Genomic DNA, 12,508 nt, shown 5'->3' with positions numbered 1-12,508 from the left:
GCTCTCCTCGCGTGGATCTTGAGCTCTCCTCGCATTGTGCGTCCCCGGAGACGAACGCGCCCGTCGGCGGCCCGGAGCCCGCTCGTCGCACCCGGGCCCCGGCCGTGGTGGGTCAGCGCCGGTAGAGGGGTTCTCCGGCCGTCGTGGCGCCGGGCGGCAGAAGGGCCAGGTCCAGGCCCTTCACGAGCCGGGCGCGCAGGATCTCGTCGGCGGCCAGCGCCCGGGCCAGCCGCTGGGCGACCTCGGCGGCCGGGGCATCGGGGGCGAGGCCGAGGGCGAGGGTGGCGTCGGTTTCCCCGGACGGGGCGAGACGGGCGAGGAGCACACCGGGCTCGGCGTCGAGCAGGGCGCGCAGGGCGTCGGTGACCGCCGGGTCGGCGAGCGGGTCGGCGCTGGTCCGGCCCTCTGCCAGGGCGCGCAGGGCCGGACCGGTGAGCTGGTAGGTGACCGGGCCCGCCAGGTCGACGACGACCGTGTCGGCCTTCTCGTGGGACGCGGCGAGCAGCGCCTGCTGCAGCGGGACCGCGACGGGGCGGGCGTCGGCGCGCCAGCGCTGAAGTGACTCCATACAGGTGAAGGCGGGCAGGGCGCGGCGTCCGTCGGGGGCCTGGAGGGTGGGGACGGCCATATCGCTGGTCTTTTCGCGGCGCAGACCGTCGGGGCCGGTCTCCACCTCGCCGAGGACCGCCACCACGGGCACCAGGACGCGCGCGCCGGCCAGCGCCGACAGGAGCTGGGGCTCGGCGGCCCGGTCCGCCCCGTACGCCGCCAGGGCTGCCGCGAGCGCGGGGTCGGCGGAGCCGTCGTCGTCGGAGAAACCGGGGTCCGGGATGTTCTTCTGCACGGGGTGAGCGTATCGGCCGGTGGTGGTGCCTTTTCGGGGGCGGTGCGTTTGACGTGCGGTCCGGTGGGGTGCGGCGCGGTGGGCGGGTGCCGGTCAGTGGTGCGCGGGGCGGCGGCGCCAGAGGACGACGGCGGCCGCGAGGAAGGTCAGGCCGGCGGCGCCGGCGGCCCAGGGCAGCCAGCCCACGGGGGTGTCCCCGTCGTCGGCGGTGGGGCCGGGGCCGAAGTAGCGGGTGGCGTAGCCGGCGGGGGCCGGCTTCTGCGGGGCGGGCTTGAGGTCCGCCGCGGCCTTGAGGGCGGCGGCCGGGTCGATCAGGCCGGCGCCGTAGTCGTCGTCACGGCCACCCTCGGGGTGGTCCTGTGCGGTGGAGGTCAGCAGCCGCCGGATCTGGTCCGGGCTCAGGCCGGGGTGTGCGGAGCGGATCAGGGCGACGGCCGCGGAGACGAACGCGGCGGCGGGGCTGGTGCCCCAGCCCGAGAGGTAGCCGTCGTCGTTGTCGGCCATGACGATGTCGAAGCCGGGCGCGCTGACCGTGGCGTACCAGTGCCGGGTGGAGAACCGGGCCCGGCCCCCCAGGTGGGTGACGGCGGTGGCCGCGATGACGCCCGGGTAGGCGGCGGGGTAGGAGACGTGATTGCCCTTCTCGCCGCCGTTGCCGGCGGAGGCGACGACGGGGATGCCCTTGCCGAGGGCGTACTGGATGGCGGCGTCCTCGCGGGGTTCGGGGTGCGCGGACTCGCTGTCGTCGCCCAGCGACATATTGATCACGTCGGCGCCGTGGTCGGCGGCCCAGCGGATGCCGTCGGCCAGCGCCCCCGCCTTCTCGGTGCGGGCCCGCTCGCGCTGGGAGTCGCCGTCTTCGAGGATCACCCGGACCGGCAGGATCCTGGCGGCCGGGGCGAGCCCGAGCACTCCGTCGTCACGGCCGTTCGCACCGTGGCCGTGACCCGCGATGATGCTGGCCATGCCGGTGCCGTGCCGGGCCCAGGCTGAGTCACCAGGACCGGCCCCGAAGCCGACCAGGTCCTGCTCGGGCAGCACCTGTCCTTCCAGGTCGGGGTGGTTGGCGTCCACACCGGTGTCCAGGACGGCGACGGTGATGCCCTCGCCCTTGGTGGTGCGCCAGGCCTGCTGGGCGTGGACGGCCTGGAGGGCCCACTCCTGGGCGCGGACGGTGTCGGCCCGGGCGGGGACGGCGGGCAGTACGGCGAGCACCGCCGAGGCCAGCGCGAGGGCGGTGCCGCGCCGCACGGACTGCGTCATGACGAGGCCTGCCTTGTCGGAGTCGGGCTGCCGGCCGCCTTGCGGAAGTCCGCCTCGATGCGGTCCGCCAGGTCCTTCGCGTCGTGGCCCAGTCCGGATTCGGCCGGGGCGGTGGTGGTGCCGGCCCTGACCGCGGCCTCGGCGGGCTGCGGCCCGGTGAACGTGCGGCCGTCGGCGAAACCGGAGACGGCGTAGACGACGGCCGGGATGTCGGTGAGCACCCGGACGGTCCAGCTGACCCGCTGGGCGGGGCCGAAGTCCTCGGCCGCGGTGCCCTTGGCCGCGTACGGCAGCGGCATCGAGTCCGTGCGGGTGCCCAGGTTCTTGCTGCTGAAGCGGGTGTTGAGCGCCGTCATCGCGGCCGGGGCGGCCTTGGCGGTCTGCGCGCCGACCGTGATGACGGCGCTGCGGGTGGCGTCGACGTAGGTGGCGCGCAGCAGCCGGACACAGCCTGCCGGGGCGAGCGCGGCGGCGAGCTCGGTGTCGTAGGCGCCGGAGCAGCCGCTGTCGGGGGCGACGGCGATCCGGGTCCAGGTCCGGTCGGCGCCGCCGGGGCCGGCGCCCAGGCCTTTGACGGTGCGGGGGAAGAGCGTGTCGACGGGGGTGTCGTGCCAGACGTCGCGGCCCTTGGCGAAGACGGCCTCGGCCGTGGGCGCGGCGCCGGAGGCGTCCTCGGTGAGCCAACCACCCGCCGCCGCACCGCCGATGAGGCCGATGCCGAGGATCAGGCAGGCCGCGGCGGTGAGCACCCGGGCGCCGGGGCGGCGGACGGGGGCGGCCGGTGCGCCGGTCCCGTGCGCCGCTCCCTGGCGAGGGAGGGGACTACGGGGCCACGGCACATGTGACGGACGCCCGGCGGTGCGTGCGCCGGGGCCGCTCCACAGGTCCTGGCTGCGGGCCAGGTGGAAGGCGGCGGTGTCGCGGAAGGCGGCGGGCTGCGCGGGGCCGGGGGCGGCCGGTCCGTTGGGGGCTGGGGAGCCGGGGGCACGGTCCGGGCGGGGCGGCAGCGGCGGGCCGTCGGCGGGGGGTTGCGCACGGGGCGGGGCGGCGGGGCGGGGCGGGACGGTGGCGGCCGGGGCGGCGGGTGCGGACGGCGGCAGGGGTGGCATGGGCGGCACCCGGCGCAGCACGGCCGTCTGCGGGTCCTCGGCCGGCTGCGGCCCCGGTGCCGCGGCCGCGGCGGGCCGCCGTGGTGGCCCGGGGGGTATGGGCGGGACGGGTTGCGCATCGGCGAATTCCGCGTCGGTGCTCACCCGCGCTCCCCCTTGCGCCGCTGACCTCCGGGCCCGATCCGCAATCGGGGCACGGTGGTTCGTATCCGGACAACACGCCGCTGACCTGCTGGTTGCGGTGTTCGAGTCACTGTAAGCGCTGACGCCGTCGGTGCTCCAACCCATGTCCGCTCTGTCGCAAACTCCCCTCTACCCATCGGTAGGGGCGCCTCCCACACCCTTTTGGCGGTGGGGAAGCTCTGGCAGGCTGCGGCCATGCCCCCGCAGACAGTCGCTACCCATGACGGCACGGCTTCTCCCCAGGCGCTCCATCCGGCCGGGGAGACCCCGTTCGACCGGGCCACCGCCCATCTCGACGCGCCGCTGGCCGTCGTCGACCTGCAGGCGTTCGACGCCAACGCCGCCGATCTGGTACGCCGTTCGAAGGGCAAGCCGATCCGGGTGGCCAGCAAGTCGGTGCGCTGCCGGGCGCTGCTGGAGCGGGTGCTGGCGCGCGAGGGCTTCGCGGGGATCATGAGTTTCACGCTTGCCGAGTCGCTGTGGCTGGCGCGCTCGGGCTTCACGGACATCCTGCTGGCCTACCCGTCGGCGGACCGGGCGGGCTTCGCCGAACTGACCGGCGACGCGCAGCTCGCGGCCGCGGTGACGGTGATGGTCGACGACCCGGCGCAGCTGGAGCTGATCGATGCGGCCCGGCCGGCCGGCGGGGCGGGCGAGGAGGTGCGGGTATGCCTGGAACTCGACACCTCCTACCGGCTGCTGGGCGGGAAGGTGCGGGTCGGTGCCCGCCGTTCGCCGCTGCGGACGCCCGACCGGCTGGCGGCGCTGGCCCGGACGGTGGTGCGCCGCCCCGGTTTCCGGTTGGTGGGGCTGATGGCGTACGAGGGGCATGTGGCCGGTGTGGGCGACGACGTCGCCGGTAAGCCGGTGTTCTCGCGGGCGATCCGGATGATGCAGGCGGCGGCGCGCAAGGAGCTGGCGCAGCGCCGCTGGGAGGCGGTACGGGCGGTGCGGGAGGTGGCGCCGCGCCTGGAGTTCGTCAACGGCGGCGGGACCGGCAGTGTGCAGCACACCGCGGCGGAGGCGGCGGTCACCGAGGTCGCGGCCGGGTCGGGGCTCTATCTGCCCCGGCTGTTCGACAACTTCCGTTCGTTCAGCGGGCGTCCGGCGGCGCTGTTCGCCCAGCCCGTGGTGCGCCGCCCGGGCCCCGGGGTGGTCACGGTGCTGGGCGGCGGCTATCCGGCGTCGGGGGTGGCGGGTCCCGACCGGCTGCCGGTGCCGTATCTGCCGGCCGGGCTGCGCTACGACCCGCAGGAGGGCCCCGGCGAGGTGCAGACGCCGTTGCTGGGTCCGGCCGCCGACGGGCTGCGGATCGGCGACAAGGTGTGGTTCCGGCACGCCAAGGCCGGTGAGCTGTGCGAGCGGTTCGACCAGCTGCGGTTGATCGACGGGGAGCGGGTGGTGGAAACGGTGCCGACGTACCGGGGGGAGGGGCACACGTTCCTGTAGGCGGACGGTCCCGGTCACCGCGAAGGGGGCGTCCGGGAGCCCGTAAGGGAGGCCCGCCGGATGGGCCTCCCTATAGGCCCCTCCGATGGGCCCGCCCGGGAAGAACTCCCGGGCGGGCCGGTGCGCGTCGGCCGTGCCTTCAGCCGTGAATGCGGTCCTGCTGGTCGGGCACCACGCTCCCGTCGGGGCGGCGCAGTGGCCCGAAGCTGCCGTCGGGGTTGTTGTGGGCCTCGGTGGCGCAGGGGTAGGCGCCGGACTTGCGGGGCAGCGGGTCGATGAACATCGGGTTCACCACCCAGCGGCCGTCGGCGTTGTCGTAGCCACGGCACATCAGCTCGCTCTTGTTGCGGTTGACGGCCAGGTGCGCCCCGGTGGCGTCGTTCACGAAGGTCACGTCGGTGTCGGCGTCTCCGCCGCCGAGTGCGATGCGGTGCGCGGGGTCCTGCTGCCGCCAGGCCTTGGCGCCCTTGATCTTGAAGATCTCCTGGTTGATCCAGCAGCGCTTGCCGTCGATGTACGGAATGACCTCGCCATGGCCGTCCTTGACATCGCCGCAGCCGCGGATGCCGGTGGTGAACCTGCCGTGGTGGACCATGCTGCGGACGCCGAGGGTGTGCGCGGCGTCCAGTCCGACGCCGCCGGACCAGGCCTCGGCCACGGTCTCCGCGGAGGCGGAGACGATATAGACGTCGAAGCCGGCCGCCTTCAGCGTGCGGATCAGGTCCTTCTGCTGGTCGTAGTAGCGGATGTAGCCGGCCAGCTTGTGGGTGCCGACGGTCTGCTGGGTGCCGACGGGTGCGGCAAGGTTCTCGGCGCGGGCCTTCTTGGCGTACGAGGTGAGCTGGGCGGGCCGCAGGCCGGCGAACAGCTGGGGCACCCAGGCGTATTCGGGGACGGTACGGCGGTGGTTCCAGTGTCCCGCGAAGGCCTCGGCGCCGCTCATGGTCTTCGCCTCGCCGCGGATCTCCATGATCTCGTCGGTGCAGGCGGTGTTCTCGGCGGTGGGCAGCGGCCGTCCGGCCGGGACGCGGGTGCCGCAGGCCTTGGTCAGCGCGCGGTCGGCGGCCGGGGTCAGCCAGGGGCTGGTGGCCCGCCAGCTCCTGGGCTGCAGGATCTTGTCGTGCCGCAGCGCCCAGGCGAGGGTGGCGTCGGAGATGTCGTTCTTGACGACGGTGTTGTCCCAGTCGAAGGCGGCGACCGGGCGGTGCGCGAAGTGGCCGTCCGGGTGCGAGCAGAGCCCGCGCTCGTCGATCATCTTCTGCAGCTTGGCGCGGTTGTGGCCGTACCACGAGATGTGCGGGGAGAGCTGGGGACAGGTGGCGCGCGCCGGGGTCTTGGCGGGGGCGTCTGCGGGAGTGGCAGCGGTGGCGGGCGCGGTGGCCGTGAGCGCCGAGAGGGTGGCGGCCCCGGCCAGTCCCAGGGCGAGGGCGTACCTCTTGGAGCCGGTGGTACCCATATGTCCTCCGTGGTGGGGGTCAGGAAGCACGCCGGGACCGGCACGCGGTGGTGCCGGTCCCGGTGTGGAGGTCGGACTTTACCTGCGGTTCCCGCCCGTTCCCGAGGGGCGGGAGGGGCGCGTCAGACGGGAGTGACGTAGGCGCCCGCGATACCGCCGTCGACCAGGAATTCGGCGGCGTTGACGAACGAGGAGTCGTCGCTGGCGAGGAAGGCGACGGCGGAGGCGATCTCCTCGGGCTCGGCGAACCGGCCGACGGGGACGTGCACCAGGCGGCGCGCGGCGCGCTCGGGGTCCTTGGCGAACAGCTCCTGCAGCAGCGGGGTGTTGACGGGCCCCGGGCACAGGGCGTTGACCCGGATGCCCTCGCGGGCGAACTGGACACCCAGTTCGCGGGACATGGACAGCACGCCGCCCTTGGAGGCGGTGTAGCTGATCTGCGAGGTGGCGGCGCCCATCACGGCCACGAAGGACGCGGTGTTGATGATCGAGCCGCGGCCCTGGTCGCGCATGTAGGGCAGGGCGTGCTTGCAGCAGAGGTAGACCGAGGTGAGGTTGACCTCCTGGACGCGCTTCCAGGCGTCCAGGCCGGTGGTGAGGATCGAGTCGTCGTCGTCCGGGGAGATCCCGGCGTTGTTGAAGGCGATGTCGACCGAGCCGTAGGTGTCGAAGGCGGTCTTGTACAGCGCCTCGACCTGGTCGGAGTCGGTCACGTTCACCTGGACGAAGAGGCCGCCGACCTCGGCGGCCGCGGCCTTGCCCGCCGTCTCGTCGATGTCGGCACAGACGACGTTGGCGCCTTCGGAGGCCAGTCGGCGGGCGGTGGCCAGGCCGATGCCGCTGCCGGCACCGGTGATCACGGCGGTACGGCCGACGAGGCGGCGGCACACTGCGGTCTGGTCGGTCACTTGGTCTCCTCGGTGCTGATGAAGATGTTCTTGGTCTCGGTGAAGGCGGTCAGGGCGTCCGGGCCGAGCTCACGGCCGAGGCCGGACTGCTTGAACCCGCCGAAGGGGGTCCAGTAGCGCACGGCGCTGTGGGAGTTGACGGAGAGGTTGCCGGCCGCGACGCCGCGCGAGACCCGCAGGGCGCGGCCGACGTCACGGGTCCACAGCGAGCCGGCCAGGCCGTAGTCACCGGCGTTGGCGAGCCGGACGGCGTCGGCCTCGTCGTCGAAGGGCATGACGACGGCGACCGGGCCGAAGATCTCCTCGACTGCCGTACGGTCCTCGGGGCGGCCCTCCAGGACGGTAGCCGGGTACCAGAAGCCCTTGCCGGCGGGGGCCTCGCCGCGGATGGCGGCCGGGGCGTCCTCGGGGACGAAGGACCGTACGCGCTCGCGCTGGGCGGCGGAGATCAGCGGCCCCATCTGGGTGGCGGGGTCCGCCGGGTCGCCGACGGTGAACGCCTTGACCGCGGGCTCCAGCAGCTCCAGGAAGCGGTCGTAGACGGAGCGCTGGACGAGGATACGGCTGCGGGCGCAGCAGTCCTGGCCGGTGTTGTCGAGGAAGGAGCCGGGGGCGGCGGCCGCCGCGGCCTCGATGTCCGCGTCGGCGAAGACGATGTTGGGGCTCTTGCCGCCGAGTTCGAGGGTGAGCCGCTTGGTCTGTGCCGCGCAGCGGGCGGCAATCTGCCGGCCGGTGGTGGTGGAGCCGGTGAAGACGACCTTGGCGACGCCGGGGTGGTCGACCAGCGCGGTGCCGGTGACCGGCCCTTCGCCGGGCAGCACCTGGAACAGGCCCTCGGGCAGCCCGGCCTCCAGGGCGAGTTCGCCGAGCCGGAGTGCGGTGAGCGGGGTGGTCTCGGCGGGCTTGAGGAGAACGGCGTTGCCGGCCGCGAGCGCGGGGGCGGTGCCCCAGGCGGCGATCGGCATCGGGAAGTTCCAGGGCGCGATGACGGCGACCACGCCCAGCGGCTCCTGGACCGTGAGGTTCAGGCCGCCGGCGACCGGGATCTGGGTGCCGGTCAGCCGCTCCACTCCCCCCGCCGCGTAGTGCAGCAGATCGCGGACGTTGCCCGCTTCCCACCGGGCGTTGCCCAGGGGGTGGCCGGCCTCCTTGAGTTCGAGGGCGGCGAGCGGCTCGATGTGCGCATCGACGACGTCGGCGAAGCGGCGCAGGATGCGGGCCCGGTCGCCGGGTGCCACCGCCGCCCAGGCCTCCTGGGCGGCCGCGGCCCGGCGGACCGCCGCGTCGACCTCTTCGGGAGAGGTGGTGGGGACGGTGGCCACCACCTCCTCGGTCGCCGGGTTGAGAATCTTCAGCTCGTGCAACACGTGCGGTTCCTTACATGCGCTCGAAGGAGCGGAAGCGCTCCCAGTCCGTGACGGCGGCGTCGTAGGCGTCCTGTTCGACGCGGGCCATGTGGCGGTAGTGGTCGACGACCTCGTCGCCGAACGCCGCCCGGGCGATCGGGCTGCGCTCCCACAGCTCGGCGGCCTCGCGCAGGGTGGTGGGGACATGCGCGGCATCGCCGTTGTAGGCGTTGCCGGTGGTCGCCTCGGGGAGTTCCAGCTCGTGCTCTATGCCGTACAGACCCGCCGCGACCATGCCGGCGACCGCGAGGTAGGGGTTCACATCGCCGCCGGGCAGGCGGTTCTCCAGCCGGTGGGCACGGCCGTGGCCGACCACCCGCAGGGCGCAGGTGCGGTTGTCGGGGCCCCAGGCGACGGCGGTGGGCGCGAAGGAGCCGGGGCGGAAGCGCTTGTAGGAGTTGATGTTGGGGGCGTAGAGGAGCGTGAAGTCCCGCATCGCCGCGACCTGGCCCGCCAGGAAGTGCTGCATGGTCTTCGACATGCCGTACGGGCCGTCGTCGTCGGCCAGCACCGGCCGGCCGTCCTCGTCCTGCAGCGAGAGGTGGATATGACAGGAGTTGCCCTCGCGCTCGTCGTACTTCGCCATGAAGGTGAGCGACATGCCCTCCTGCGCGGCGATCTCCTTGGCGCCGGTCTTGTAGATGGCGTGCTGGTCGCAGGTGGTGAGCGCCTCGTCGTAGACGAACACGATCTCGTGCTGGCCGAGGTTGCACTCGCCCTTGGCGGACTCGACGGTCATGCCGGCCGCGCCCATCTCGTTGCGGATGCGGCGCAGGACGGGCTCGACGCGGCCGGTGCCGAGGACGGAGTAGTCGCCGTTCCACTGGTTGGCGGGGTTCATCTCGCGGTAGCCGCGGGACCAGGCGTCCTCGTAGGAGTCCTTGAAGAGCATGAACTCCAGCTCGGTGCCGGCGTAGGCGCTCCAGCCGCGCTCGGCGAGCCGGTCGAGCTGGCGGCGCAGGATCTGCCGGGGCGAGGCGGCGACCGGGGAGCGGTCGTGCCAGGCGAGGTCGGCGGTGATCAGGGCGGTGCCGGCGTTCCAGGGGGTGCGGCGCAGGGTACCGGGGTCGCCGTGCATGGCGAAGTCGCCGTAGCCGCGCTCCCACGAGGACATCGCATAGCCCTCGACGGTGTTGAGGTCGACGTCGACGGCGAGGAGGTAGTTGCAGCCCTCCGTACCGTGGTCGAGGACGGTGTCGAGGAAGTATCGGGCCGCGAACCGCTTGCCCTGGAGCCTGCCTTGCATATCGGTGAAGGCGAGGACGACAGTGTCGATCTCCCCGGCGTCGACGAGGACCCTGAGCTCCTCGACGGAGAGTGGGGGCGTGCGGTCTGCCACGGTGTTGCCTCCTGTCACTGCATCCGGAGGTCATAAGGTAGGCACACGAACCATTGATTGGGAAGGGGTATCGATGGACGGTGCGGCGGACCGACTGGCACCCGTACTGCGACCGGTGCGGGCGGGCAACGGTTTCGAGGAGGCGCTGGAGCAGATACTCCAGATCGTCCGGCTCGGTCTGGTACCCCGGGGCGAACGGCTGCCCGCCGAGCGCGAGTTGGCCGAGCGGCTGCAGATCAGCCGGGTCACCCTGCGCGAGGTCCTGAAGGTGCTGCAGGACGAGGGCCTGGTGGAGAGCCGGCGCGGGCGCTACGGCGGCACCTTCGTCCGGATGCGCTCGGAGAATCCGGACGAGGCGGAGCTGCGCCGCAGGATCGGGAAGATCGACGTCGAGGACACCCTGCGCTTCCGGGAGGTGCTGGAGGTGGGCGCGGCCGGGCTGTGCGCCGCCCACGGGCTCGATGACCAGCAGAGCGACCGGCTGCGGGCGGCGCTCGCCGCCACCCAGGACGCACCGCTCGCCGACTACCGCCGGCGCGACACCCTGCTGCATCTGACCCTCGCGGAACTGTCCGGGTCGGCGTCGCTGGCGGCGCAGTACGCGGCGGTGCGGGCGCGGGTGAACGATCTCCTGGACTGCATTCCACTGCTGGTCAGAAACCTGGAGCACTCCCAGACCCAGCACACGGCGCTGGTGGAGGCGGTGCTGGAGGGCGATCCGGACGGGGCACGCGAGGTGATGCGCGAGCACTGCTGCGGGACCGCGGCGCTGCTGCGGGGATTCCTGACCGCCCCCTCTCCCTGACCGCACCGTCACCCCGACCGCTCCGTCACCCCGACCGCTCCGTCACCCCGACCGCTCCGTCACCCTGAGCGCCCGCCCGGGGACGGTGGGCGCGCGTTCACCATTCTTTTACCTCCAGGTCTTGCGCTGAGCCGACCTCGCCAGCAAAGGTATGCCGCTAAACCTTTGCTCGTTATCCCCTCGGCGAGGCAGGAGCGGCTCATGGCCGACAGCACGGAATCGCAGACCGCACCGCCCACCGCGTCACCGGGCGGCAGCTCCCCGGACGGCGGCGCATCATCCGACGAGAGCTATCTGGAGCGGCGGACACTGCGCCGCGGCAGCGCGGGCCCCCTGCTGCTGACCGGCCTGGGCGTCGCCTATGTCGTCTCCGGCGACTTCTCGGGATGGAACAACGGTCTGGCGCAGGGCGGCTTCGGCGGCCTGGCGATCGCCGCCGTCCTGATGGGCCTGATGTACACCTGTCTGGTGTTCGCGCTGGCGGAGCTGGCCTCGATCCTGCCGACGGCCGGCGGCGGCTACGGCTTCGCCCGGCGCGCCCTGGGCACCTGGGGCGGCTTTCTGACCGGCACCGCCATCCTCATCGAATATGTACTGGCGCCCGCCGCGATCTCCATTTTCATCGGTGACTACGTCGAATCGCTCGGCCTCTTCGGACTCCACTCCAGCTGGCCGGTCTATCTCGCCTGCTTTGCCATCTTCATCGGGATCCACCTGTGGGGCGTGGGCGAGGCGCTGCGCTTCAGCCTGATCGTCACCGCCATAGCGGTCGCCGCGATCGTCGTCTTCGCGATCGCCGCCCTGACCGACTTCCATGTGGACACGCTCAACGACATCCCCGTCAAGGCCGGTGCCTTCGGGGCCAACTCCTGGCTGCCGTTCGGCATTCTGGGGATCTGGGCGGCCTTCCCGTTCGGCATGTGGTTCTTCCTCGGCGTCGAGGGCGTCCCGCTGGCGGCCGAGGAGACCAAGGACCCGGCCCGGTCGCTGCCCAAGGCGATGGCCGCGGCGATGGGCATCCTGCTGGTGCTGGCGCTGATCACCTTTACCGCCGCCACCGGGGCACGCGGCTCGGCGGCGATCCAGTCGGTGGGCGACCCGCTGGTCCAGGCGCTGCAGCCGCACGGCACGCCGACCACCGTCAGCCGGATCGTCAACTACGCCGGTCTCGCGGGCCTCGTGGCGTCCTTCTTCTCCCTCATCTTCGCCGGTTCCCGCCAGCTCTTCGCGCTCTCCCGGGCCGGTTACCTGCCCCGCTTCCTCTCCCTGACCAGCCGCCGCAAGGCCCCCTACCTGGGGCTGCTGGTGCCCGGGGCGCTGGGCTTCGCGCTCGCCGCGGCCACCGGCGACGGCGCCCGGATGCTCAATGTCGCGGTCTTCGGCGCCACCATCTCCTATGCGCTGATGGCGCTCTCGCACCTCGTGCTGCGCCGCCGCGAGCCCGGTCTGCCCCGCCCCTACCGCACCCCCGGCGGCATGCTGACCTCGTCCGTCGCGTTCGTCCTGGCCTGCTCGGCGCTGGTGGCGACGTTCCTGGTCGACAAGGAAGCCGCCTTCATCGCCCTCGGCGTCTATGTCGTCGCGCTCGCCTACTTCGCCTTCTACTCCCGCCACCGGCTGGTGGCCACGGCCCCCGAGGAGGAGTTCGCGGCGCTCGCGGCGGCGGAGGCGGAGCTCGAACGCGACTGACCGGCCCGGCCCCCGGGACGCAGCCATGGCCGGCCGGGCACTCCCGGCCGGCCCCGT

10 protein-coding genes are annotated in these 12,508 nt (G+C 73.1%); 3 read left to right on the top strand and 7 right to left on the bottom strand.

The window, feature by feature from the left end; genetic code table 11:
- Nucleotides 1–112: 112 nt before the first annotated feature.
- The 3 genes from D9V36_RS34655 to D9V36_RS42740 form a co-directional block, all read right to left on the bottom strand.
- Nucleotides 113–844, bottom strand: coding sequence for an SseB family protein (locus D9V36_RS34655; protein WP_129297242.1), 732 nt, complete (start codon nt 842–844; stop codon nt 113–115).
- Nucleotides 845–937: 93 nt separating this feature from the next.
- Entirely contained in the window at nt 938–2,107 is a 1,170-nt protein-coding gene (gene mycP / locus D9V36_RS34650; RefSeq protein WP_129297241.1) for a type VII secretion-associated serine protease mycosin, read from the bottom strand.
- The gene (locus D9V36_RS42740; RefSeq protein WP_277753523.1) at nt 2,104–3,360 is read right to left on the bottom strand and encodes a hypothetical protein; all 1,257 of its coding nucleotides are present in this window, start codon (nt 3,358–3,360) and stop codon (nt 2,104–2,106) included. Before D9V36_RS42740 ends, mycP begins: the two co-directional genes overlap by 4 nt.
- A gap of 234 nt (nt 3,361–3,594) precedes the next feature.
- Between D9V36_RS42740 and D9V36_RS34635 the strand changes: the two genes are divergently transcribed.
- Nucleotides 3,595–4,848, top strand: a complete 1,254-nt coding sequence (locus D9V36_RS34635; protein WP_241721150.1) for an amino acid deaminase/aldolase — start codon at nt 3,595–3,597, stop codon at nt 4,846–4,848.
- Between the two features lie 139 nt (nt 4,849–4,987).
- Here the strand turns inward: D9V36_RS34635 and D9V36_RS34630 are convergent, their stop codons facing one another.
- From D9V36_RS34630 to D9V36_RS34615, 4 genes are all read right to left on the bottom strand, one after another.
- The gene (locus D9V36_RS34630) at nt 4,988–6,304 is read right to left on the bottom strand and encodes a haloacid dehalogenase-like hydrolase (protein ID WP_129297238.1); all 1,317 of its coding nucleotides are present in this window, start codon (nt 6,302–6,304) and stop codon (nt 4,988–4,990) included.
- A 122-nt stretch (nt 6,305–6,426) separates the two neighbouring features.
- Nucleotides 6,427–7,212, bottom strand: coding sequence for a 3-oxoacyl-ACP reductase (locus tag D9V36_RS34625; protein WP_129297237.1), 786 nt, complete (start codon nt 7,210–7,212; stop codon nt 6,427–6,429).
- The gene (locus tag D9V36_RS34620; protein WP_129297236.1) at nt 7,209–8,579 is read right to left on the bottom strand and encodes an aldehyde dehydrogenase family protein; all 1,371 of its coding nucleotides are present in this window, start codon (nt 8,577–8,579) and stop codon (nt 7,209–7,211) included. Before D9V36_RS34620 ends, D9V36_RS34625 begins: the two co-directional genes overlap by 4 nt.
- Nucleotides 8,580–8,589: 10 nt before the next feature.
- Nucleotides 8,590–9,957: a glutamine synthetase family protein gene (locus D9V36_RS34615; protein WP_129297235.1), complete on the bottom strand. Its 1,368-nt coding sequence runs from the start codon at nt 9,955–9,957 to the stop codon at nt 8,590–8,592.
- A gap of 73 nt (nt 9,958–10,030) precedes the next feature.
- On the opposite strand from D9V36_RS34615, the gene D9V36_RS34610 reads away from it, so the two are divergent.
- Together D9V36_RS34610 and eat are read left to right on the top strand one after the other, a co-directional pair.
- A complete protein-coding gene (locus D9V36_RS34610) occupies nt 10,031–10,762 on the top strand; it encodes a FadR/GntR family transcriptional regulator (protein WP_129297234.1) in 732 nt (243 codons plus the stop codon).
- 201 nt (nt 10,763–10,963) lie between these two features.
- Entirely contained in the window at nt 10,964–12,451 is a 1,488-nt protein-coding gene (gene eat, locus D9V36_RS34605; protein ID WP_129297233.1) for an ethanolamine permease, read from the top strand.
- The last annotated feature ends 57 nt before the right edge of the window (nt 12,452–12,508 follow it).

The organism is Streptomyces lydicus (assembly GCF_004125265.1).
GTDB classification, from domain to species: domain Bacteria; phylum Actinomycetota; class Actinomycetes; order Streptomycetales; family Streptomycetaceae; genus Streptomyces; species Streptomyces lydicus_C.
Note: the sequence above shows the minus strand (reverse complement) of the source record. Positions and strands in the feature narration are given on the sequence as shown.